20 protein-coding genes and 4 tRNA genes are annotated in these 21,547 nt (G+C 61.6%); 17 read left to right on the top strand and 7 right to left on the bottom strand.

The genetic code is table 11. From position 1 onward, the window contains the following. Positions 1–22: 22 nt before the first annotated feature. From H040_RS01745 to folD, 3 genes are all read right to left on the bottom strand, one after another. Positions 23–514, bottom strand: coding sequence for an Lrp/AsnC family transcriptional regulator (locus H040_RS01745; RefSeq protein ID WP_027919615.1), 492 nt, complete (start codon positions 512–514; stop codon positions 23–25). A 75-nt stretch (positions 515–589) separates the two neighbouring features. Further along, the gene (locus tag H040_RS01740) at positions 590–1,654 is read right to left on the bottom strand and encodes an ornithine cyclodeaminase (RefSeq protein WP_027919616.1); all 1,065 of its coding nucleotides are present in this window, start codon (positions 1,652–1,654) and stop codon (positions 590–592) included. 232 nt (positions 1,655–1,886) lie between these two features. Then, complete coding sequence (gene folD, locus H040_RS01735) at positions 1,887–2,741, bottom strand: bifunctional methylenetetrahydrofolate dehydrogenase/methenyltetrahydrofolate cyclohydrolase FolD (protein WP_027919617.1); 855 nt, start codon at positions 2,739–2,741, stop codon at positions 1,887–1,889. Between the two features lie 270 nt (positions 2,742–3,011). On the opposite strand from folD, the gene H040_RS01730 reads away from it, so the two are divergent. The 11 genes from H040_RS01730 (at position 3,012) to H040_RS01680 (ending at position 12,751) form a co-directional block, all read left to right on the top strand. Continuing rightward, a tRNA-Arg gene (locus tag H040_RS01730) sits at positions 3,012–3,088 on the top strand. Positions 3,089–3,131: 43 nt separating this feature from the next. Further along, a tRNA-His gene (locus H040_RS01725) sits at positions 3,132–3,207 on the top strand. 56 nt (positions 3,208–3,263) lie between these two features. Beyond that, a tRNA-Leu gene (locus H040_RS01720) sits at positions 3,264–3,348 on the top strand. A gap of 44 nt (positions 3,349–3,392) precedes the next feature. Next, positions 3,393–3,468: transfer RNA gene (locus H040_RS01715), tRNA-His, on the top strand. 253 nt (positions 3,469–3,721) lie between these two features. Continuing rightward, entirely contained in the window at positions 3,722–4,021 is a 300-nt protein-coding gene (locus H040_RS01710) for a DUF6388 family protein (RefSeq protein WP_027919618.1), read from the top strand. Between the two features lie 250 nt (positions 4,022–4,271). Next, on the top strand, positions 4,272–5,585 hold the full coding sequence (gene tig / locus H040_RS01705; RefSeq protein WP_027919619.1) for a trigger factor: 1,314 nt from the start codon (positions 4,272–4,274) through the stop codon (positions 5,583–5,585). A 90-nt stretch (positions 5,586–5,675) separates the two neighbouring features. Then, the gene (gene clpP / locus H040_RS01700; protein WP_012271562.1) at positions 5,676–6,317 is read left to right on the top strand and encodes an ATP-dependent Clp endopeptidase proteolytic subunit ClpP; all 642 of its coding nucleotides are present in this window, start codon (positions 5,676–5,678) and stop codon (positions 6,315–6,317) included. 108 nt (positions 6,318–6,425) lie between these two features. Beyond that, on the top strand, positions 6,426–7,709 hold the full coding sequence (gene clpX, locus H040_RS01695) for an ATP-dependent Clp protease ATP-binding subunit ClpX (RefSeq protein WP_016394423.1): 1,284 nt from the start codon (positions 6,426–6,428) through the stop codon (positions 7,707–7,709). 165 nt (positions 7,710–7,874) lie between these two features. Continuing rightward, positions 7,875–10,271 carry an endopeptidase La gene (lon, locus tag H040_RS01690; RefSeq protein WP_027919620.1) on the top strand — a complete coding sequence of 799 codons (2,397 nt, stop codon included), beginning with the start codon at positions 7,875–7,877 and terminating at the stop codon, positions 10,269–10,271. Between the two features lie 152 nt (positions 10,272–10,423). Continuing rightward, positions 10,424–10,696 carry an HU family DNA-binding protein gene (locus H040_RS01685; protein ID WP_012271565.1) on the top strand — a complete coding sequence of 91 codons (273 nt, stop codon included), beginning with the start codon at positions 10,424–10,426 and terminating at the stop codon, positions 10,694–10,696. 183 nt (positions 10,697–10,879) lie between these two features. After that, positions 10,880–12,751 (top strand): SurA N-terminal domain-containing protein, encoded by a 1,872-nt coding sequence (locus tag H040_RS01680; RefSeq protein WP_027919621.1) that lies wholly within the window; start codon positions 10,880–10,882, stop codon positions 12,749–12,751. A 176-nt stretch (positions 12,752–12,927) separates the two neighbouring features. Here H040_RS01680 and H040_RS01670 read toward each other — a convergent pair whose 3' ends face one another. Beyond that, positions 12,928–13,968, bottom strand: a complete 1,041-nt coding sequence (locus H040_RS01670) for a patatin-like phospholipase family protein (protein ID WP_027919622.1) — start codon at positions 13,966–13,968, stop codon at positions 12,928–12,930. Positions 13,969–14,133: 165 nt separating this feature from the next. On the opposite strand from H040_RS01670, the gene H040_RS01665 reads away from it, so the two are divergent. The 3 genes from H040_RS01665 (at position 14,134) to H040_RS01655 (ending at position 16,081) form a co-directional block, all read left to right on the top strand. After that, positions 14,134–14,412: a hypothetical protein gene (locus tag H040_RS01665; protein ID WP_027919623.1), complete on the top strand. Its 279-nt coding sequence runs from the start codon at positions 14,134–14,136 to the stop codon at positions 14,410–14,412. Positions 14,413–14,426: 14 nt separating this feature from the next. Then, the gene (locus H040_RS01660; RefSeq protein WP_027919624.1) at positions 14,427–15,194 is read left to right on the top strand and encodes a CHAD domain-containing protein; all 768 of its coding nucleotides are present in this window, start codon (positions 14,427–14,429) and stop codon (positions 15,192–15,194) included. A gap of 89 nt (positions 15,195–15,283) precedes the next feature. After that, positions 15,284–16,081, top strand: a complete 798-nt coding sequence (locus H040_RS01655; protein WP_027919625.1) for an acyl-CoA thioesterase — start codon at positions 15,284–15,286, stop codon at positions 16,079–16,081. A 3-nt stretch (positions 16,082–16,084) separates the two neighbouring features. On the opposite strand, the gene H040_RS01650 is transcribed toward H040_RS01655, so the two are convergent. From H040_RS01650 to H040_RS01640, 3 genes are all read right to left on the bottom strand, one after another. Further along, a complete protein-coding gene (locus tag H040_RS01650) occupies positions 16,085–16,453 on the bottom strand; it encodes an Mpo1-like protein (RefSeq protein ID WP_027919626.1) in 369 nt (122 codons plus the stop codon). A gap of 75 nt (positions 16,454–16,528) precedes the next feature. Next, positions 16,529–18,007 (bottom strand): methyl-accepting chemotaxis protein, encoded by a 1,479-nt coding sequence (locus H040_RS01645; RefSeq protein ID WP_027919627.1) that lies wholly within the window; start codon positions 18,005–18,007, stop codon positions 16,529–16,531. An 88-nt stretch (positions 18,008–18,095) separates the two neighbouring features. Further along, positions 18,096–18,893, bottom strand: a complete 798-nt coding sequence (locus tag H040_RS01640) for a TatD family hydrolase (protein WP_027919628.1) — start codon at positions 18,891–18,893, stop codon at positions 18,096–18,098. Between the two features lie 158 nt (positions 18,894–19,051). Between H040_RS01640 and H040_RS01635 the strand changes: the two genes are divergently transcribed. From H040_RS01635 to H040_RS01625, 3 genes are all read left to right on the top strand, one after another. After that, complete coding sequence (locus H040_RS01635) at positions 19,052–20,458, top strand: transglycosylase SLT domain-containing protein (protein ID WP_027919629.1); 1,407 nt, start codon at positions 19,052–19,054, stop codon at positions 20,456–20,458. A gap of 113 nt (positions 20,459–20,571) precedes the next feature. Further along, positions 20,572–21,006, top strand: a complete 435-nt coding sequence (locus H040_RS01630) for a DoxX family protein (protein ID WP_027919630.1) — start codon at positions 20,572–20,574, stop codon at positions 21,004–21,006. Between the two features lie 226 nt (positions 21,007–21,232). Further along, on the top strand, positions 21,233–21,541 hold the full coding sequence (locus tag H040_RS01625) for a hypothetical protein (protein ID WP_027919631.1): 309 nt from the start codon (positions 21,233–21,235) through the stop codon (positions 21,539–21,541). The last annotated feature ends 6 nt before the right edge of the window (positions 21,542–21,547 follow it).

The raw sequence follows: 21,547 nt of genomic DNA, 5'->3' as shown, positions 1-21,547 counted from the left end.
GCCTTGCCAGGGCCCGGGGCTGTCACTGCCCGAGTGGCGGGGCCATGTGCTTGACCGCAGCCAGCTCCGGGTGAGCCACCAGCTTGTCGATGTGCAGTGCGTCGTCGTTCATCCAGCTTTCGCTCAGCACCCGATAGTGCTCCATGTCGCGGCAGCGCAGGCGCAGGCTGTAGTCGAAGTGACCGCTGATCAGCTGGCACTCGTACACCTGCGGGCAGGCCAGCATCGTGGCTTCGAAGGCCTTCTGTGCGGCGCGCCCACGCTGATTGGACAGGGCCACCAGCACCAGCAGGGACAGCCCCGGGGCGAGTTTCTGCAGGTCGATGATCGCGCCGTAGCCGCGGATCACGCCACGTCGTTCAAGCTTGCGCACGCGCTCCAGGCAGGGGCGTGGCGTGAGGTGGACCAAGGTCGAGAGCTTTTCGAAGGTGATGCGGCCATCGTGGCGCAGCACCTCGAGAATGGCTTCATCGATACGGTCCAGCGGTTGTGCATTGGCGTCCTTGGTGTCCATGCGCAGGGCTTCTTTCAAAAGTGGGCATGGACAGGGTAGGCGTAATCCGGGGCTGCTGCGCGGCCCCGGGGTTCATCAGGCGCAGGCAGTGTCTGCCTTGCGCATCGAGCGCACGCCAACCACACGCGGTTGCAGCAGAGAGTAGAGGTCCTTCGGATTCTCAAGCTTTGGCACCAGCGTTATGTCCTGGCCAATGCCCAGCATTCGCGCGGTGTCCAGCACATAGCGCAAGGCCGAGTAATCCTCCAGGGCAAATCCGACCGAGTCGAACAGGGTCACTTGCCCTGCGTCCTCACGGCCTTGGACAAGCCCGGCGACCACCTGCCAGAACTCGACCACCGGCGAGTCGGCCGGCATCTGCTGGATCTCGCCTTCGACCCGGCTCTGTGGTTCGTATTCGACGGTCACCCGCGCCTGTTCCACGATGTCACGGTGCAGTTCGGTCTTGCCCGGGCAATCGCCACCCACCGCGTTCAGGTGCATGCCTGGTTCGATCATTTCCGGCGTGAGAATGGTCGCGAAGGCTTTGTCTGCAGTGACCGTGGTGACGATATCGGCACCGCGCACCGCTTCGGCAACGGAGCTGGCAACGCTGAGTTTCAAGCCCGGGCGGCCGGCCAGGTTGGCCACCAGCTTGGCTGTGGCGGCTGGGTCGATGTCATACAAGCGGATCTCGTCGATACCCAGCAGCGTATTGAAGGCGATGGCTTGAAACTCGCTTTGCGAGCCGTTGCCGATCAGTGCCATGCAGCGGCTGTCTTCCCGTGCCAGGTAACGGGCTGCCAGCGCCGAAGTGGCGGCCGTGCGGACCGCCGTGGTCAGCGTCATCTCGCTGAGCAGCAGCGGGGTGCCGGTGTCGACATCGGCCAGGGTGCCGAAGGCCATCACGGTGGGCAGGCCATGTTGGGTGTTCTTCGGATGGCCGTTGACGTACTTGAAGGCATACAGGCTGGCGTCTGACACCGGCATCAGCTCGATGACCCCGCCGGGCGAGTGGTTGGCCACCCGCGCACATTTCTCGAAGGCCTGCCAGCGCAGGTAGTCCTGGCGGATGTACTCGGCCATCTCCACCAGGCAGGTGGGCAGGCCTTTGCGATTGATCAGGCGGGCGAGGTCTTGCACATCGATATAGCGGGTCATGACAGGTCTCCTTGCGGCGACGCCTCCAGTGTGGGTTCTGGTGATATTGTCGGGCTTGGAGCGTGGCGATGCTGGCTGAAGCGGGGGCTGGCGGCAGCGGTTGTGGTTGATTTGGCGGCAAGCCACAGCCGAATCGGCTGTGCTCAGGTGGCGCAGCCGTGGCAGGCGGCAAGCAAGCTTGAGGCAAAAAAAACGGCACCTGCCAGAGGTGCCGTTTTCATGTCACGCGGTTTTACGTGTGCAGCTCTTCGGCGGCATACAGCGTGTTCTCCAGCAGGCAGGCGCGGGTCATCGGCCCGACACCACCTGGAACCGGGGTGATCCAGCCGGCGCGCGGCAGGGCGGTTTCATAGACCACGTCGCCCACCAGCTTGCCATCTTCCTGGCGGTTGATGCCGACGTCGATGACGATGGCGCCTTCCTTGATCCACTCGCCCTTGACCAGGCCCGGCTTGCCGGCGGCCACTACCACCAGGTCGGCGCGGCCGACGTGGCCGGCCAGGTCCTTGGTGAAGCGGTGGCAGACGGTCACGGTGCAACCGCCCAGCAGCAGCTCCATGGCCATGGGGCGGCCGACGATGTTGGACGCGCCGACGATGACCGCGTTCATGCCGTACAGATCCTGCCCGGTGCTTTCCAGCAGGGTCATGATGCCTTTGGGCGTGCACGGGCGCAGCAGCGGAATGCGCTGGGCCAGGCGGCCGATGTTGTACGGGTGGAAGCCGTCGACGTCTTTGTCGGGGCGGATGCGCTCGAGCAGCAGCGAGGCATCCAGGTGCGCTGGCAGCGGCAGCTGCAGCAGGATGCCATCAACGGCAGGGTCGTCGTTGAGGCGGTCGATCAGCTCGGCCAGCGCTTGCTGCGTGGTCTCGCTGGGCAGGTCGAATGCCTGGGAAATGAAGCCGACCTCTTCGCAGTCCTTGCGCTTGTGCGAGACATAGACTTGGGAGGCAGGGTCGGTGCCGACCAGGATCACCCCCAGGCCTGGCGTGCGCAGGCCTTGCTGGCGACGCTCCTCGACACGTTGAGCGATCTGCTTGCGCAGGTTGGCGGCGATCGCCTTGCCATCGATTAGGTGTGCAGTCATAGACGCGTGATTAACCATCGAGAAAGGAACAATAAAGAGCGCGCATTCTCGCACGACATCGTCCAAGGGCAAAGGCGGGTGGTCGGGCAAATCCCCTAAGCCCTTAAATAATTTAAATTTTTTGGAGAAAGGTGTTGACGACTTTCAGGCTCGCCTATAAGATTCGCCGCACTTGTCGGGCACAGCCTAGCACTGGTTGGCGAAGTCGGGCAGAATGAGTGGTTTAGCAGTTACCTGTTAAGGCCTCGTTCGGTTAGGCTTTAAGCTTAAGCGCCCGTAGCTCAGCTGGATAGAGCATCCGCCTTCTAAGCGGATGGTCGCAGGTTCGAGTCCTGCCGGGTGCGCCATTTAGGCAGCTTAGGCAAGCAAGTAAGGCTGTAATGCAATATGGTGGGCGTAGCTCAGTTGGTAGAGCGCTGGATTGTGATTCCAGTTGTCGTGGGTTCGATTCCCATCGTCCACCCCATATTTGTCGAAGGCGCCTTTGATTGAACGATCTGGCGCCTTTGTTTTAAGCGTTACGCGGACGTGGTGAAATTGGTAGACACACTGGATTTAGGTTCCAGCGGCGCAAGCTGTAAGAGTTCGAGTCTCTTCGTCCGCACCATGCTTTAGTAAGGCTGTATCGCAACACTGCAACACCGCAATATGGTGGGCGTAGCTCAGTTGGTAGAGCGCTGGATTGTGATTCCAGTTGTCGTGGGTTCGATTCCCATCGTCCACCCCATATTTTTCAAAGGCGCCTTGATCGTGAGATCTGGCGCCTTTGTTGTTTCTGCCGTTGCATGTCATGTGTCGCCATTGAGCCCGAGCGCCGCCCGCGCGGCGCTCGGGCTCAATGGCGCTAAAAGGCTAACGTCATAAACTTCGCAGCCATCACTCATTTCCCCCTTGTAATCCTCTGGTGACACCCCAATAAAAGCTGTTAGATTTCAGCCGGTTGAAACACCGGCCCAGTTGGCCGGCAGAGGAATAGCCCGATGATTGCAAAAGAAGCCCGCCAGGCCCTGGCGCTGCAGCGCTTCGCTGAAGCCAACCCGCAACTGCTCGAGGAAATTCGCGAGCTGGATGCGCGTGAGCAGGCCCAGCAGATCGAGTGGGCATTCGAGGGTGCCGCCGATGAGCAAGGGATTCAGCCCTGGGAGCTGGCGTTGCAGTTGATCGCCGAAAGCCCCGAGCAACTGCATGCCATGCGCCTGGAGACCCATCGCGAGGTGGCTGAGGCGTTGGGTATGGCGTGGGAAGAGTACTGCCAGTTCAACGAGATCGACCCCGAGTAAGGCGTCGTCGCTTTTGTGCTGGCTGTTGTATCACAAGGTATTTCGGTTGCGTGCCGCCAGCGGGCGTTGCGCTGCCTTCTATATAAAGAGGCCTGGCACTTCATTGTGCGGGCCATGCAAGTTAATCGACCGGCGAGGTTTCCCGTCGTCCCGGGTGGGGTGACTTCTGGTGCGTGACTCACTAGAATGTTTGCCCTTGATTCTGGAGTCGGGCTATCGCCGGCTAACGTCTGTGCAACGAGGAATATCCATGCAAGTTTCTGTTGAAAACACTTCCGCTCTCGAGCGCCGCATGACCATCGCCGTTCCGGCCGAGCGCGTCGAGAACGAAGTCAACAAGCGTCTGCAACAGACTGCCAAGCGCGCCAAGGTCGCGGGCTTCCGCCCAGGCAAGGTGCCGATGAGCGTGATCCGTCAGCGTTTTGAGGCCGATGCCCGCCAAGAGGCTTTCGGTGACCTGGTCCAGGCTTCCTTCTACGAAGCCATCGTCGAGCAGAAGCTGAACCCGGCTGGCGCTCCGGCCGTTGAGCCGAAGTCCTTCGAGAAGGGCAAGGACCTGGAATTCGTTGCCATCTTCGAAGTGTTCCCGGAGTTCACCGTTGCCGGCTTCGACTCGATCAATGTCGAGCGCCTGAGCGCCGAAGTGGCCGACGCCGACCTGGACAACATGCTGGAAGTCCTGCGCAAGCAGAACACCCGCTTCGAGGCCGTCGAGCGCGCTGCGCAGAACGACGACCAGGTCAACATCGACTTCGTCGGCAAGGTCGACGGTGAAGTGTTCGCCGGTGGTTCCGCCAAGGGCACCCAGCTGGTACTGGGTTCCGGCCGCATGATCCCTGGCTTCGAAGACGGCCTGGTTGGCGCCAAGGCGGGTGAAGAGCGCGTTGTCAACGTGACCTTCCCTGAGGACTACCAGAACCTGGACCTGGCTGGCAAGGCCGCCGAGTTCACCATCACCGTCAACAGCGTTTCGGCACCTGCGCTGCCAGAGCTGAACGAAGAATTCTTCGCCCAGTTCGGCATCAAAGAATCGACCCTGGAAGGCTTCCGCGCCGAAGTTCGCAAGAACATGGAGCGTGAATTGCGCCAGGCGATCAAGACCAAGGTCAAGAACCAGGTCATGGACGGTCTGCTGGCCGCCAACCCGATCGAAGTGCCTAAGGCTCTGCTGGAAAACGAAGTCAACCGTCTGCGCGTGCAGGCTGTTCAGCAGTTCGGTGGCAACATCAAGCCTGAGCAACTGCCGGCCGAGCTGTTCGAAGAGCAAGCCAAGCGCCGTGTGGTGCTGGGTCTGATCGTCGCCGAAGTGGTCAAGCAGTTCGAGCTGAAGCCGGACGAAGGCAAGGTTCGCGAAATGATCGAAGAAATGGCTTCGGCTTACCAAGAGCCTGAGCAGGTCATCTCCTGGTACTACAAGAACGACCAGCAACTGAACGAAGTTCGTTCGGTTGTGCTGGAAGAACAAGTTGTAGATACTGTTCTGCAGAAAGCGACTGTGACCGACAAGTCGGTCTCGTACGAAGATGCCGTAAAGCCAGCACAGGCTCCTGCCGAAGCTGAGTAATACGGTTCTCTCGTAGGAAACCCCACAAGCCAGCCTTCGAGCTGGCTTGTGCGTTATCAAGCCATGACTATTTGGGAGTGAGCGCAGGACATGTCCCGCAATTCTTATATTCAGCAGAGCTCTGACATCCAGGCCGCAGGCGGCTTGGTCCCGATGGTTATCGAGCAGTCCGCCCGTGGCGAACGCGCCTATGACATCTACTCGCGCCTGTTGAAGGAGCGAGTGATCTTCCTGGTGGGCCCTGTAGAAGACTACATGGCCAACCTGGTAGTGGCGCAGATGCTTTTCCTTGAGGCGGAAAACCCGGACAAGGATATCCATCTTTACATCAACTCCCCAGGTGGTTCGGTGACGGCTGGCATGTCGATCTACGACACCATGCAGTTCATCAAGCCGGACGTGTCGACCATCTGCATCGGCCAGGCCTGCAGCATGGGTGCCTTCCTGTTGACCGCTGGTGCCAAGGGCAAGCGTCACTGCCTGCCTAACTCGCGGGTGATGATTCACCAGCCGCTGGGCGGCTTCCAGGGCCAGGCTACCGACATCCAGATCCACGCCCAGGAAATTCTCAGCATCAAGGCACGTCTCAATGAGCTGCTGGCCTACCACACCGGCCAGGACCTCGAGACCATCCAGCGTGATACTGAGCGTGACAACTTCATGAGCGCCTCGCGCGCGGCCGAGTACGGTCTGATCGACTCGGTATACGACAAGCGGCAACTGGCCTCCTGAACCCAGGTGCCAGAGCAGGTAGGTGCGCAAAGTGCCTACCTGCGGACTTGAAAAAGCCCGCAATTGCCTTCATCTTGTGTTGCAAGCCTACCGGATTGGATCGATCGAATGACTGACACCCGTAACGGCGAGGACAGCGGCAAATTGCTTTATTGCTCCTTCTGCGGCAAAAGCCAGCACGAAGTGCGCAAACTGATTGCCGGGCCCTCGGTATTTATCTGCGACGAGTGCGTCGACCTGTGCAACGACATCATCCGTGAGGAGGTGCAGGAAGCCCAGGCCGAGAGCAGTGCGCACAAATTGCCTTCGCCGAAAGAAATCAGCGGCATCCTGGACCAATACGTCATTGGCCAAGAGCGCGCGAAGAAGGTGCTCGCGGTAGCGGTGTACAACCACTACAAGCGCCTGAATCAGCGTGACAAGAAGGGCGACGAAGTCGAACTCGGCAAAAGCAATATCCTGCTCATCGGGCCTACCGGCTCGGGCAAGACCCTGCTCGCCGAAACCCTTGCACGCCTGTTGAACGTACCGTTCACCATTGCGGACGCCACCACCCTGACCGAAGCCGGTTATGTGGGTGAGGACGTCGAGAACATCATTCAGAAACTGCTGCAGAAGTGCGACTACGACGTGGAAAAGGCCCAGATGGGCATTGTCTACATCGACGAAATCGACAAGATCTCGCGCAAGTCGGACAACCCATCCATCACCCGTGACGTTTCGGGTGAGGGCGTGCAGCAGGCGCTGCTGAAGCTGATTGAAGGCACCGTTGCTTCGGTTCCGCCGCAGGGCGGCCGCAAGCACCCGCAACAGGAATTCCTGCAGGTCGATACCCGCAACATCCTGTTCATTTGCGGTGGCGCCTTCTCTGGCCTGGAAAAGGTCATCCAGAACCGCTCCACCAAGGGTGGCATCGGTTTTGGCGCCGAAGTACGCAGCAAGGAAGAGGGCAAGAAGGTCGGTGAATCGCTGCGCGAAGTCGAGCCGGACGATCTGGTCAAGTTCGGCCTGATCCCTGAGTTCGTCGGCCGTCTGCCGGTGCTGGCGACCCTCGACGAGCTGGACGAGGCTGCGCTGATGCAGATCCTCACCGAGCCGAAGAATGCCCTGACCAAGCAGTACGCCAAGCTGTTCGAGATGGAAAGCGTGGACCTCGAGTTCCGCACCGACGCCCTCAAGGCCGTCGCGCGCAAGGCCCTGGAGCGCAAGACTGGCGCCCGTGGCCTGCGCTCGATCCTCGAAGGCGTGCTGCTCGACACCATGTACGAGATTCCTTCGCAGAAGGATGTCAGCAAGGTGGTGATCGACGAGAGCGTCATCGAAGGCACCTCGCAGCCGCTGATGATCTACGAGAACAGCGAGCCGCAAGCCAAGGCCGCGCCAGACGCCTGATTTCAGGTAAAAGCCGGTTGATGGCAGCAAGCAAGAAGGGGCCCTACGGGCCCCTTTCTGCTTTTCCTATGCAAGCGCTTGTAATTTCCCAAGCGTGCCCCCACATTAGGTCCAAGCATCATTTCCACCGGTTTCCGGCCATAAGGCCGCTGTAGAGGCGAAATCATGAAGACCACCCTCGACTTGCCTCTTTTGCCATTGCGCGATGTCGTCGTCTATCCGCACATGGTCATCCCACTGTTCGTGGGGCGTGAGAAGTCTATCGAAGCCCTTGAGGCCGCGATGACGGGCGAGAAGCAGATTCTGCTGCTGGCCCAGAAGAACCCTGCCGATGACGATCCAGGCGAAGACGCCCTGTATCGGGTCGGTACCGTCGCTACCGTATTGCAACTGCTGAAGCTGCCCGATGGCACCGTGAAGGTGCTGGTCGAGGGCGAGCAGCGCGGTGCGGTCGAACGCTTCACCGAAGTAGAAGGGCACATCCGTGCCGAAGTTTCCCTGATCGACGAAACCGACGCCGCCGAACGCGAGTCGGAGGTCTTCGTGCGTACGCTGCTGTCGCAATTCGAGCAGTACGTGCAACTGGGCAAGAAAGTCCCTGCCGAAGTCCTGTCGTCGCTGAACAGCATCGAAGAGCCCGGGCGCCTGGTCGATACCATGGCCGCGCACATGGCGTTGAAGATCGAGCAAAAGCAGGAAATCCTCGAGATCGTCGACCTGGCGTCCCGTGTCGAGCACGTGCTGGCATTGCTGGATGCCGAAATCGACCTGTTGCAGGTCGAAAAGCGCATCCGTGGCCGAGTCAAGAAGCAGATGGAGCGTAGCCAGCGCGAGTACTACCTGAATGAGCAGATGAAGGCCATTCAGAAAGAGCTCGGCGATGGTGACGAAGGCCACAACGAAGTCGAAGAGCTGAAAAAGCGCATCGAAGGCGCTGGCCTGCCGAAGGACGCCCTGGCCAAGGCTCAGGCCGAGCTGAACAAGCTCAAGCAGATGTCGCCGATGTCTGCCGAGGCTACTGTGGTGCGGTCCTACCTCGACTGGCTCGTGCAGGTACCGTGGAAGGCCCAGAGCAAAGTGCGCCTGGACCTGGCCAAGGCCGAAGAGATTCTCGATGCCGACCACTATGGCCTGGAAGAGGTCAAGGAGCGCATCCTTGAGTACCTCGCCGTGCAGAAGCGGGTGAAAAAGATCCGCGGCCCGGTTCTGTGCCTGGTTGGCCCACCTGGCGTGGGCAAGACCTCGCTGGCCGAGTCGATCGCTGCCGCGACCAACCGCAAGTTCGTGCGCATGGCCTTGGGTGGCGTGCGTGACGAGGCCGAGATTCGTGGTCACCGTCGGACCTACATCGGTTCGATGCCTGGCCGCCTGATCCAGAAGATGACCAAGGTGGGTGTGCGCAACCCGCTGTTCCTGCTCGACGAGATCGACAAGATGGGCAGCGACATGCGGGGCGACCCGGCCTCGGCGCTGCTGGAAGTGCTCGACCCGGAGCAGAACCACAATTTCAACGACCATTACCTGGAAGTCGATTACGACCTCTCGGACGTAATGTTCCTGTGCACCTCGAACTCGATGAACATTCCGCCGGCGCTGCTCGACCGCATGGAAGTCATCCGCCTGCCGGGTTACACCGAGGACGAGAAGATCAACATTGCGGTCAAGTACCTGACGCCCAAGCAGGTCAAGGCCAACGGCTTGAAGGTCGAAGAGCTGGACATCGACGTCTCGGCGATTCGCGACATCATCCGTTTTTACACCCGCGAAGCGGGTGTGCGTGGCCTGGAGCGCCAGATCGCCAAGGTCTGCCGCAAGGTGGTCAAGGAACATACCGGGCAGAAACAGGTCAAGGTCAAGGTTACCAGCGAGCAGCTCGAGCACCTGCTCGGCGTGCGCAAGTTCCGCTACGGCCTGGCCGAGCAGCAGGATCAGATCGGCCAGGTCACCGGCCTTGCCTGGACCCAGGTGGGCGGCGAATTGCTGACCATCGAGTCTGTGGTCATCCCCGGCAAGGGCCAGCTGATCAAGACGGGCTCGCTGGGTGATGTCATGGTCGAATCGATCACAGCCGCACAGACCGTGGTCCGAAGCCGCGCGCGCAGCCTGGGGATTGCCGCCGACTTCCACGAGAAGCACGACGTGCATATCCACATGCCTGAAGGCGCCACGCCGAAGGATGGCCCGAGCGCCGGTATTGGCATGTGCACCGCGCTGGTGTCGGCGCTGACGCAGATTCCGGTACGTGCCGACGTGGCCATGACCGGTGAAATCACCCTGCGTGGTCAGGTATTGGCCATCGGCGGGTTGAAGGAAAAACTGCTGGCCGCACACCGGGGCGGGATCAAGACGGTGATCATTCCCGAGGAGAATGTTCGCGATTTGAAGGAAATTCCGGAAAATATCAAACAGGATCTGCAGATCAAACCGGTCAAATGGATTGACGAAGTCCTGCAAATTGCGCTGCAATACGCCCCGGAGCCCTTGCCAGATGTGGCTCCGGAGATTGTCGCGAAAGATGACAAACGCGACGGCGATGCTAAGGAAAGAATCAGCACGCATTAGTAGTTTTTGGCCGGGGGGCTTTCCTTGACAGTTTTTTCGGGGCCTTGCTATAAAGCGGCACGCTATTGTCAAACTGCCACCCGGGACACGTTTCATACGCTTTTCATTACATACTTAGAAACAAACTCAATAGAGAAAAAAGGGGACTTAGAGTGAACAAGTCGGAACTGATTGACGCTATCGCCGCATCTGCTGACATCCCGAAAGCTGTAGCCGGCCGCGCGCTGGACGCAGTCATTGAATCCGTTACCGGTGCCCTGAAGCAAGGTGACGATGTGGTACTGGTTGGCTTCGGTACCTTCTCGGTCAAGGATCGCGCCGAGCGCACCGGCCGTAACCCACAAACCGGCAAGGCGATCAAGATCGAGGCTGCCAAGGTTCCAGGCTTCAAGGCTGGCAAAGGCCTGAAAGACGCCGTCAACTAAGTCGTCTCTTTCAGCCGGACCTGGCCTGGCCAGCTCCGAGCACGCTGACGGCGGGCCGCAAACGTTCCCGCCTGACACGTTTGCTAAGAAAAGGCGCATCCTCGGATGCGCCTTTCTTTTATCAGGATTCTACCCACGCTCCGCGGTTGTCGACGCAGTGGTACAGCCGTTTCTGGGGGACGCATGCTGCAAAATATCAGGGACAATTCACAAGGTTGGATTGCCAAGACCATCATTGGCCTCATCGTCGTGTTGATGGCGTTGACCGGCTTCGAAGCCATTTTCAAGGCCGCCACCCACAGCCAGGACGCGGCGAAGGTAAACGGCGACACCATCAGCCAGAATGAGCTGAGCCAGGCCGCCGACATGCAGCGCCGCCAGCTGATGCAACAGCTGGGCAAGGATTTTGACCCAGCACTGCTGGATGAAAAGCTGCTGCGCGATGCTGCGCTCAAAGGCCTGATCGATCGCAAACTGCTGCTGCAGGGTGCCGAAGACGCCAAGTTCGCCTTCTCCGAAGCCGCGCTGGATCAGGTGATTCTGCAGACGCCGGAATTCCAGGTCGATGGCAAGTTCAGCGCCGATCGTTTCGACCAGGTCATCCGCCAGATGGGTTACGGCCGCATGCAGTTCCGCGACATGCTCGCGGAAGAGATGCTGATTGGCCAGTTGCGTACCGGTATTGCCGGCAGCAGCTTCGTCACCGATCAGCAGGTTGACGCTTTTGCCCGCCTGGAAAACCAGACCCGCGACTTCGCTTCCCTGACCTTCAAGGCCAACCCGGCTGCAGTCAAGGTCAGCGATGACGAGGTCAAGGCGCATTACGACCAGCACGCCAAGGAGTTCATGACGCCGGACCAGGTGGTCATCGACTACATCGAGCTGAAGAAGTCGGCGTTCTTCGACCAGGTCAAGGTCACCGACGAAGAGCTCAAGGCCCAGTACGAGAAGGAAGTCGCCAACCTCGCCGAGCAGCGCCATGCCGCGCATATCCTCATCGAGGTCAACGACAAGGTCACCGACGCTCAGGCCAAGGCCCGCGCCGAAGAGGTCGAACAGCGTCTGGCCAAGGGTGAAGATTTCGCCAAGCTGGCCAAGGAGTTCTCCCAGGATCCAGGTTCTGCCAGCAATGGTGGTGACCTCGGCTTCGCTGGCCCGGGCGTGTATGACCCGGCCTTCGAAGACGCCCTGTACAAGCTCAACGACGGCCAGGTATCGGCCCCGGTGCGCACCGAGTTCGGCTACCACCTGATCAAGCTGCTGGGCAAGCAGGCGCCGGAAGTGCCAAGCTTCGCCAGCCTGAAGGACAAGCTGACCCGCGACCTGAAGACCCCGCTGGTCGAGCAGCGTTACGTCGACGCCAGCAAGCAGCTGCAGGATGCTGCCTACGAGGCTTCCGACCTGGCCCAGCCCGCTCAGGACCTGAACCTCAAGGTGCAGACCTCCGCCCCGTTCGGCCGTGAAGGCGGCGAGGGCATCACGGCCAACCGTGGCGTGATCCAGGCCGCGTTCTCCGAAGAGGTGATGGATGAAGGTGCCAACAGCACCGCCATCGAGCTCGACCCGGAAACCACCGTGGTGCTGCGCGTCAAGGAGCACCGCAAGCCGGAGCAACTGCCGCTGCAGGCCGTGGCCAAGAACATCAGCGAACACCTGGCCAAGGAGAAGGCGACTGCCGAACTCAAGACCAAGGCGGACAAGCTGATCGCTGGCCTGCGTGACGGTTCCATCGCTGCCGCCGGTGCTCACGACGGTCAGGAGTGGAAGGCGCACGAGGCTGTGACCCGTGGTCAGGACGGTATCGACCCGGCCGAGCTGCAGGCGCTGTTCCGCCTGGCCAAGCCGCAAGCCAAGGACAAGCCGGTGTACGGCAGTGTGGTCCTGGCCGACGGCAGCCTGGTCGTGCTGCAGCTCAAAGGCGTCAATGAAGGCGCTGCCGCCAGCGACGAGGAGAAGCAGCAGATCCGCCGCTACCTTGCATCGCGTGCTGGCCAGCAGGACTTCGCGGCCTACCGCAAGCAGCTGGAAGGCACTGCCGACATCACCCGCTACTGAGTGATGGACGCATGATGAAACAGGCCGCTTGATGCGGCCTGTTTCATTTCTGCCGTCTGTACCGGCCTCTTCGCGGGTAAGCCCGCTCCCACAGGTAAAGCGCAGGGCTCAAGTCCTGCACAGTACCTGTGGGAGCGGGTTTACCCGCGAAGAGGCTGGCACAGGCAGCCCAAAACCTAGCGTTTTTCGCCCTCGTAATTATCCAGCGTATCCCGCGCAATCTCCCGCCCCAAGGCAATCAGTTCCGGCGCCTTGTAGAACTCGAAAAAGCGGCACACCCGCTTGGGCACGTTGATCAGTACATCCGGCGGATACCCGGCAATCTTGTACTGCGCCAGCGAAGTCTGCATCACCTCGAAGCTCTGGTTGATCAGGTCGAGCAGTGAGGCTGGCCCGACGTTGTCGATGATGAACGAGCCGGTCGCCGATTTCGGCGCACCTTCACGCTCGGGCGCTGCTGCGGGTTGCTGGGCCTCGGGACCGGCCGCGTCGGCCAGCCACGGATTGGGCGGTGCCAGCCCTTCGGCGACGATCTCCTGCTCGATGCGAATCAGCTCCTCGGCCGGCTTGCGGCGAAACGGCAGCCGCGAGCCGAGTGAGCTGAGCAGTGCTTCGAAGCGCATCTTGAATGCCGCCGGCCGTTCGATCACGGGCAATTGATACTGCTTCTGGTTGGTGCTGTTGAGATTGACCGCAATGATCAGGTCGCAATGGCTGGAGACCACCGGCACGATCGGCAAGGGGTTGAGGATGCCACCATCGACCAGCATGCGATTGCCCTGCATCACTGGGGTGAACAGGCTGGGTATCGCCGCCGAAGCACGCATGGCCTGGTGCAGGCAGCCTTCCTGGAACCAGATTTCCTGCTGGTTGGTAAGGTCGGTGGCCACCGCCGTGTAGGGGATGCGCAGCTGTTCGATGTTGATCTCGCCAACGATCTTGCGAATCTGGCCGAACACCTTGTCACCACGGATGGCACCGAGGCGGAAGCTGACATCGACCAGGCGAAGCACATCCAGATAGTCCAGGCTTTCGATCCAGTTGCGGTACTCGTCGAGTTTGCCAGCTGCGTAGATGCCGCCAATCACCGCCCCCATGGAACAGCCAGCGACGCAGGCGATGTCGTAGCCGCGCCGTTCGATTTCCTCGATCACGCCGATATGGGCATACCCACGAGCGCCTCCTGATCCCAACACCAATGCCACGCGTTTGCTCATGAGCTTCCCTCGACTTGTACAACCATGGTCCTACAATGCGCTCATTGCTGCCTGTGCTTCAATCCAGAGCGTGCTGAACTACTCTAAGCAAAGCATATCGAACCGGGCACTTTTCAGTTGCACGGGCGTCGAACAGCCACTCTTTTGACCTTTGAGGTATTACCGATGAAAGCCTGGATCTGCCTTCCACTGATCGCCCTGGCCCTTGCTGGCTGCGCGGGCAAGACGGCCTACCGTGACAGCTGCGCGACTCAGCTGGATGCCGCCTGGAAGGAGCTGGACCTGGCCAAGGCCGAAGGCTTCGCCGGTACTGTCAGCTATTCCAAGGCCCTGTCGCTGCTGACCGGTGCCAAGACCCAGCAGCAGTTCGAAGGGTACGAAGGGTGCACCCACAAATCCGAAAAGGCCCGTTTCTACATTCGTGAGTCGCGCGCCGGGCGCTGACCAAGGAGCGTCACATGTCCGCCATGCTCGATCATGTCGTTGCCCAGTTATTGGCCTTGCAGGTGCGCCTGCTGGCATGCCGCGAGCGCCTGGCCGCCGATACCGACAGCGAGGCCCTGCACGACCTGCGCACCAGCGTGCGGCGTCTGCGCAGCCTGCTACGGCCGTTGCAGGGGCTGCCTGGGGTCGAGCAGCTGGAGGAGGCGGCCAAGTCATTGGGCACATTGACGACACCGCTGCGTGATCGTGAGGTGCTGGCAGCGGAACTCATCCGGCGTGGCCATGCCCAGGCCGGTCAACGGCGCCTAGCAGGGCGTGACAAGACATTCGCCAGCGTTGCCACCAGCCCGCAGCTGACCCGGGTGCTGGCAATTGTCGATGCGTTCCCGCTGTTTCTGCGGGCAGCGGATCGCGAGGGGCTGGCCAGGTCGCTGGACAAACGTATCGACAAGCGGCTGGTCAAGCAGTGGCACAAGCTGCGTGAGGCCCTGGAGGATCCCGACCATGATCGCCATCGCTTGCGCCTGCTCATCAAGCGTGCGCGTTATGGCGATGAGGCCTATCCGCAGCTCGATCATGCCGGCAAGAAGCTGCAGCGCCTGCTGAAGAAGGCGCAGGGCGATCTGGGGGAGTGGCATGACCGCTTGCAGTGGTTGCTGCAGGCCAAGGATCACCCTGACCTTGCGCCTTGCAAGGTCGACTGGGCGCAGGAGCTGCACGAGGCCGAGCGCCAGTCGGATGTCACCCTGGACGCGCTGCAGGCGGCGCTCAAGCGGCGTTAGCCCGGTAAATGACCGATTTGCGGGCTGATCGGCAGGGGTTTGCTGGCTAGTATTGGCGGACCTTTCGCTTTACAGCCAGGAGCCGGCCGATGAATTTCAACCAGTTGCTCAACGCCGTGCGGGAAACTCCCGACGCAGTCAGCATTCCGCCCAGCTGGGCACAGGGGCGTGCCGTGTTCGGTGGCCTGATGGCGGCCATGGTTTACGAAAGCATGCGTCTGAAGCTCTCCGATGCTCGCCCGGTGCGTTCGCTGGCCATCAGCTTCGTCAGCCCGGCTGCGGCGGATGTGCCCATACGTTTCGAGGTCGAGGTGCTGCGCGAGGGCAAGGCGGTCACCACACTGCTGGGTCGGGCCATTCAAGAGGGCCAGGTGGTGACGCTGGTGCAGGGGAATTTCGGTGCGGGCCGGCCATCGGTGGTCAATGTTGCGGCTGCACCCGCAGCGGAAATGAAACCACTCGAGCACGCGGCGCCGGAGTTGCCCTACATCAAGGGCATTACCCCGGAGTTCATGCGCCATGTCGCTTTGCGTTGGGCGGTGGGCGGCTTGCCGTTCAGTGGCAATCAATCGCGCCACATGGGCGGCTGGGTGCGCTTGCGCGATGTAGCCGAAGAACAGGTAAACGAGGCGCACCTGCTGGCACTGGTAGATGCCTGGCCGCCGAGCCTGATGCCGTTCCTCAAGCAGCCGGCGGCGGGCAGTACGCTGACCTGGACCATCGAGTTCATCCAGCCGACGCCGCAGCTGTCGACGCTGGACTGGTGCCGCTACCGTGTGGAGACCGAGCACGCGCGCGATGGCTACGGGCATGCAGCCGCAGCGTTGTGGACGGCGGGCGGTGAATTGCTGGCCTTGAGCCGGCAGACGGTCACCGTCTTCGCCTGAGCATCAATGCCGGTGTTTATGCCGCTCGCGCCATGCTTTCCACCAGGCGCCGCTGAGGACAAAGCGCGGGAAGGTGATGAACTGCTCGGTCAGCAGCCGCTGCATGGCGTCCTTGCGGTTGGCGAACGGTTCGGGCTGTTCGGCTTCCAGGCGGTGCCCGTGGCGCTGCAGGCCCAGGCCTGCGATCAGGGCAATCACGCCGACGGCAATCTGGCCCAGGTCCAGGGCGAACAGGCCCGACAGCACCAGCAACGCACCGAGGATGAACAGCGGCACGGCAATCAGGTGCAACACCAGGTTGGTCGGGTGCCGGTGATTGTGGTGGTAGCCACGCCATTGCCAGGCGTGCAGATTGGGTAGTCGCTTGCTCATGGGCATTTCCTCGCGGTCATGCCCAAAGCTTAGTGCGACCCCGGGGGCGGGGCCAATCGAGGCTGGCTATGGCGACTATAGCTTGAGCTGGCCAATGGCTTTGCTCAGCGCGCCGGCAAGGGTTGCCAGTTCGGTGCTGGTGGTGGCCGAGCCGACGGTCTGCTGCACGGTCTGTTCGGTGACATCGCGGATGCTCACCACCGCGCGGTTCATCTCTTCGGCTACCTGGCTTTGTTGCTCGGCAGCGACGGCAATCTGCGTGTTGCTCTCGCGCATCTGTGCGACCGCGCCGGTAATCTCGGCCAGCGCCGCGCCGGCCTCCTGCGCCTGCCGCACACAGTCGTCGGCCTTGTACGAACTTTCCTGCATGAACTCCACGGCATCGCGGGTGCCGGCCTGGAGGTCGGCGACCATGCGGGTGATTTCGTCGGTGGACGTTTGCACGCGCTTGGCCAGGTTGCGCACCTCGTCGGCGACCACGGCAAAACCACGGCCCAGATCGCCCGCGCGGGCAGCTTCGATGGCAGCATTGAGTGCCAGCAGGTTGGTCTGCTCGGCAATGCTGTGGATGACTCCGACCACGCTGTTGATCTTCTGGCTGTCGTCGGCGAGCTGACGAATCATTTCGGCGGTTTGCTGTACGCCGGTGGAGAGCCCGGAGATGGAATCCTGTACCCGGCTGACCACGTCCTTGCCGCTGCCGGCGAGGGTGTCGGCGGTCTGCGACAAGTCGCGAGTGGCGCCGGCATGCTGGGCAATATGGTGCACGGTGGCGGACATTTCGTTGATCGCTGTGGCGGCCTGGTCGGTCTCGCTCTGTTGGCCGAGCATGCCGTGGCGCACTTCGTTCATGCTCGCGGCCAGGCGCGCGGCACCGGAGTCCAGTTGCGCAGCGGTGTGGGCTACGGTGCCGACCACGCGGTGGTAGGTAGCCTGCATGGCATTGAAGGCACCGGCCATCTGGCCGACTTCGTCGCCGCAGGCCAAGGGGACGCGGGTCGACAGGTCGCCGGTTTTTTCCACGTGCAGCATCACGTCCTTGAGGGTATTGAGCTGGCTGAGCAGGAAGCGGATCAGCAGCTGCGAGGCACCGAGCATCGCCAGCATCAGGATCAGCACGCAGAAGGCGTAGTTGCTGAAGCGGTCGAGGAACACCTGGCGCAGGCTAGGCGCGGCTGCCAGCACGGCCAGTTGCTGGTCGCCATGGCGAAGCACCTGGGCGCCGCGCACCGGGTTGTCGCCGAGGATCCAGGCGGCTGGCAAGGCAACCCAGCCTTGTCCGTTGGCCAGGGCTTCGAGGTTTTCGCCCGCGTAAGTCGGGGTCTGGCCAGGTTGCCAGGCAATCAGGTTGGCCTGGTGGGGCAGGGGCTGCCCGGCGGGCCAGGCCGCCAGCAGTTCGGCTTGGGCTTGGGCCTGGGCCTGCGCGCCATCGGCGCGGGCACGTTGCTCCAGGTGCACCGCATAAAGCACCAGCAGCAACGTCGTGACAAAGGCCACCGCGTTGACGGCCCAGAATTTGTACTTCAGGGAAATATTGCTAAGCCAGGCACCCATGGGTAGGTCTTCTCTGAGTTGAGCGGAAACATTATTGGCAAGGTGCCATCATTGTGCCCACTCACACGAGAAACCCTCATGACATGGGTCAAGGAAGTTGGAAGAAGGCTTTGGCCGTAGCGCTGGTGTGCAGGGCGCAGTGCTCGAGGCTTTCGTTGCGATGCAGCGCCACTTCGCGCAGCACCTCGGTCAAGAATGCCGGCTCGTTGCGGCCGTTTTTCGGCTTCGGTCGCAGGCTGCGTGGCAGCAGGTACGGCGCGTCGCTCTCCAGCATCAGCCGGCCCTCGGCAATGTTGCTTACCAGTGGGTGCAAGTGGGTGCCACGACGCTCGTCGCAGATCCAGCCGGTGATGCCGATGTGCAGGTCCATGTCCAGGTAGGCGAACAAGGCTTCCCGTTCACCAGTGAAGCAATGCACCACGGCGGCTGGCAGGTGGTCGCGGTAATCCTTGAGGATGGCCAGCAGGCGCTCGCTGGCATCACGCTCATGCAGAAACACCGGCAGGCGCAGTTCGGCCGCCAGGGCCAGCTGGGCTTCCAGGGCTTTTTCCTGCAGTGGGCGGGGGGAAAAGTCGCGGTTGAAGTCCAGCCCGCATTCGCCCACGGCACGTACCCGTGCCTCACCCAACAACTGGCGCAGTTGCCGCTCGCTGTTGCCATCCCATGACTTGGCATCGTGCGGGTGCACGCCGGCCGTGGCGAACAGGTGCTGGCCATTGCCATCGAGCTGATGGCACCGTTCCAATGCCTGTTCGCTGACCTCCAGGCTGGTGCCGGTCAGGACCATCTGTTGCACACCGGCCTCGATGGCGCGCTCGACGATGGCGGCCTGCTGGCCGTGGAAACTGCTGTTGGTCAGGTTGACGCCGATATCGATCAGTTGCATGGTGCTACCTCGTGCCGCGGGGCGGCCAGCATAGCAAAAAGCGTGATATTCGGAAAAAACCAAGAACTTCAGGCGCTTGCCCTGGTCTTTTACCGTCACTTCTCAAGATCGCGCGTGACACCATGGCTGCCGCCCACCGACCACGGACACGATTTCGCATGCTCCGATACCTGCTGACCCTGTTGCTGATGCTTGGGCTGACCACGGTCGGCCCGGCCTACGCACGCCTGCCGGGGCCACAGCAGAACGTGCCAGCGAGCAAGGACCGTGACTTGCAGCAGATCCGCAGCAGCAAGGTGTTGCGCGTACTGGTCAACCAGAGCCGCAACAGTTCGGGCGAGATCAAGGGCGAGCCGGTGGGAATCGAGTATTACCGGCTGCGCGGGCTCGAGCACTACCTTAATGCCCGGGCCGGTGACGGTCAGCAGATCCGCTTGAAGATCATTCCGCGGGCCAAGGAGCAATTGCTCGGCGCCTTGCAGCGGGGTGAGGGTGACCTGGCCGCGCCGGGCGAATTGCTCGACCCGGCGGTGACGGGTGGGGTCAACAGCAGTGCGCCGGTACTCGACCACGTACCGTTGCTGCTGGTCGGGCGCAAGGGCGAGCGCAGCTATACCCGTGCCGAGCAACTGTCCGGGCGTACGGTGGCATTGACCAGCGCGAGCGCGGCAGGTGCGGTGATCCAGCAGCTCAACCAGCAACTGGCGTTGCGCAAGCGGTCTCCGATCAAGATCGAATGGGTCGATTCGACCCTGGCGGTGGAAGATGTGCTGGAAATGGTCCAGGCCGGCATCTATCCATTGACCATGGTAGAGCGCCCGATCGCCCAGCGCTGGGCCAAGGTCATGCCAAACCTGCGCCTGGACAACCGGGTGCAACTGGGGCAGGCGCAGGCCATGCGCTGGTATGTGCGGCGTGATGCGACCCTGTTGCTGGCCACGGTGGACCGCTTTCTCCAGGGGTATCGAGCACCAGAAAACCAGGATGCAGCCTTCGAGCGCATCTACCGGCGCCAATACCGCGTGCACAACCCTTTGGCGCGCAAGGACCGACAACGCCTGAATGCACTGCGCCCGGTGTTGCAGAAACATGGCGAGGCGCAGCAGATCGACTGGCTCAACCTGGCGGCCCTGGCCTTCAAGGAATCGACCCTGAACCCTACGGCGCGTGGTAGCGGCGGGGCACACGGGCTGATGCAGATCACCCCATCGGCTGCGCAGCGGGTGGGGGTCAGCGATACCGGCTCGGTCGATGGCAATGTCCAGGCCAGTGCCCGCTACCTGGCGCTGATCCGTCGCAAGTTCTTTGCCAGCCCGAAAATCAACGAGCGCGAGCGAATGGCGTTTGTGCTTGCAGCCTACAACCTTGGCCCGGAGCGGGTACAGGCCATGCGCGCCGAGGCCCGCAAGCGCGGCCTCAATGGTAACCAATGGTTCTTCCAGACCGAGCGCATCGCCATGGAGCAGGTCGGCATGGGGCCGGTCAACTTCGTTAACAGCGTCAACAAGTACTTCCTTGCGTTCAACCGCGAGCGCACGGCACTGGAGCGTGTGGTCACTCGCTGACAAATCAAATTTGTCGATTGTTATGTTGGGTTTTTTGCGATTTTCATATCTATTGATTGGATTATGATGGCGCTCATCCCAACACAACATTCCGGTTTCAAGGACGCTTCGACATGAACAACGCCATCAACAAACTGTTCCACACCCACGCTGGCATGGGCCTGAGCGTGATTCGCATCCTGGTCGGTGTGATCTTCATGGCGCATGGTGCGCAGAAATTGTTCGGCCTGTTCGGCGGCTACGGTCTGGGAGGCACCGGCCAATGGATGGAAAGCATCGGCCTGGCACCGGGCTACCTGATGGCGCTGTTGTCCGGTAGCGCCGAGTTCTTTGGCGGCTTGGCTCTGGTGGTCGGCCTGCTGGCTCGCCCGGCCGCACTGGCACTGACGGTGACCCTGGTCGTGGCGATCTTCTCGGTACACATCAACAACGGCCTGTTCATGTCCAACAACGGCTATGAGTTCGCCCTGGCGCTGCTGGCCGGCACCGTGGCGGTACTGATCGAAGGCGCAGGCCGCTGGTCCCTCGACCGCCTGATCGCCCGCTGACAGGTCGCAAGCCGCAAGCTGCAAGCCCCAAGCCGAAACGCATTTCAGCTTGGGGCTTGCAGCTTGCGGCTTGTCGCTCTAGCATACCGCCTGCGCCGATTTAAACAGCTACTTGCGGGGCGCGGGACTGGCCCCTTTGCGGGTCGTCCGAAATACCGCTAAAGCGCTGGTTCGGTGACGCCTCCCACCGCTGCCCAGCGGGATTCGCGAGGCGGAGAGAAACTCCATGAGTTGCCCACGTACCAGTGTCTGTTTGAGCCCACTGCCTGCCAGCCAGGCTTCCCGCACACCGCGCATTCTGCTCGGTGGCCAGCATCAGCCCACTCTTTTGCGTCATCTTGAAGGCTTGTCGCGCCGCAAGGGGCAGGCCCGCGCCTTTCTCATCCAGTTCGCCGAAGATGCGTGCCGCCTGGAGCAGTTCGGCACTGACCGCTTCGACCTGGCAGTGATCCAGGCGCCAGTCGGCGAAGACGCGGCCGAAGTCATTGGCCAGCTTACCCGTATCGCGCGCCAAGGCCTGATTACCCGACGCTGAGGAGCG

Origin of the sequence: Pseudomonas sp. URMO17WK12:I7, from assembly GCF_003269045.1 — a bacterium.
Taxonomy (GTDB): Bacteria; Pseudomonadota; Gammaproteobacteria; order Pseudomonadales; family Pseudomonadaceae; genus Aquipseudomonas; species Aquipseudomonas putida_J.
Note: the sequence above shows the minus strand (reverse complement) of the source record. Positions and strands in the feature narration are given on the sequence as shown.

Coding starts and splice junctions, on each gene's coding strand:
- H040_RS01650 (WP_027919626.1), bottom strand. CDS start 16,453: ATGAGCAAGCGACTACCCAATCTGCACGCCTGGCAATGGCGTGGCTAC.
- H040_RS01660 (WP_027919624.1), top strand. CDS start 14,427: ATGTCCGCCATGCTCGATCATGTCGTTGCCCAGTTATTGGCCTTGCAG.
- H040_RS01680 (WP_027919621.1), top strand. CDS start 10,880: ATGCTGCAAAATATCAGGGACAATTCACAAGGTTGGATTGCCAAGACC.
- H040_RS01710 (WP_027919618.1), top strand. CDS start 3,722: ATGATTGCAAAAGAAGCCCGCCAGGCCCTGGCGCTGCAGCGCTTCGCT.
- H040_RS01745 (WP_027919615.1), bottom strand. CDS start 514: ATGGACACCAAGGACGCCAATGCACAACCGCTGGACCGTATCGATGAA.
- lon (WP_027919620.1), top strand. CDS start 7,875: ATGAAGACCACCCTCGACTTGCCTCTTTTGCCATTGCGCGATGTCGTC.
- H040_RS01655 (WP_027919625.1), top strand. CDS start 15,284: ATGAATTTCAACCAGTTGCTCAACGCCGTGCGGGAAACTCCCGACGCA.
- H040_RS01665 (WP_027919623.1), top strand. CDS start 14,134: ATGAAAGCCTGGATCTGCCTTCCACTGATCGCCCTGGCCCTTGCTGGC.
- H040_RS01640 (WP_027919628.1), bottom strand. CDS start 18,893: ATGCAACTGATCGATATCGGCGTCAACCTGACCAACAGCAGTTTCCAC.
- H040_RS01630 (WP_027919630.1), top strand. CDS start 20,572: ATGAACAACGCCATCAACAAACTGTTCCACACCCACGCTGGCATGGGC.
- H040_RS01645 (WP_027919627.1), bottom strand. CDS start 18,007: ATGGGTGCCTGGCTTAGCAATATTTCCCTGAAGTACAAATTCTGGGCC.
- tig (WP_027919619.1), top strand. CDS start 4,272: ATGCAAGTTTCTGTTGAAAACACTTCCGCTCTCGAGCGCCGCATGACC.
- H040_RS01670 (WP_027919622.1), bottom strand. CDS start 13,968: ATGAGCAAACGCGTGGCATTGGTGTTGGGATCAGGAGGCGCTCGTGGG.
- folD (WP_027919617.1), bottom strand. CDS start 2,741: ATGACTGCACACCTAATCGATGGCAAGGCGATCGCCGCCAACCTGCGC.
- clpX (WP_016394423.1), top strand. CDS start 6,426: ATGACTGACACCCGTAACGGCGAGGACAGCGGCAAATTGCTTTATTGC.
- H040_RS01635 (WP_027919629.1), top strand. CDS start 19,052: ATGCTCCGATACCTGCTGACCCTGTTGCTGATGCTTGGGCTGACCACG.
- H040_RS01740 (WP_027919616.1), bottom strand. CDS start 1,654: ATGACCCGCTATATCGATGTGCAAGACCTCGCCCGCCTGATCAATCGC.
- clpP (WP_012271562.1), top strand. CDS start 5,676: ATGTCCCGCAATTCTTATATTCAGCAGAGCTCTGACATCCAGGCCGCA.
- H040_RS01625 (WP_027919631.1), top strand. CDS start 21,233: ATGAGTTGCCCACGTACCAGTGTCTGTTTGAGCCCACTGCCTGCCAGC.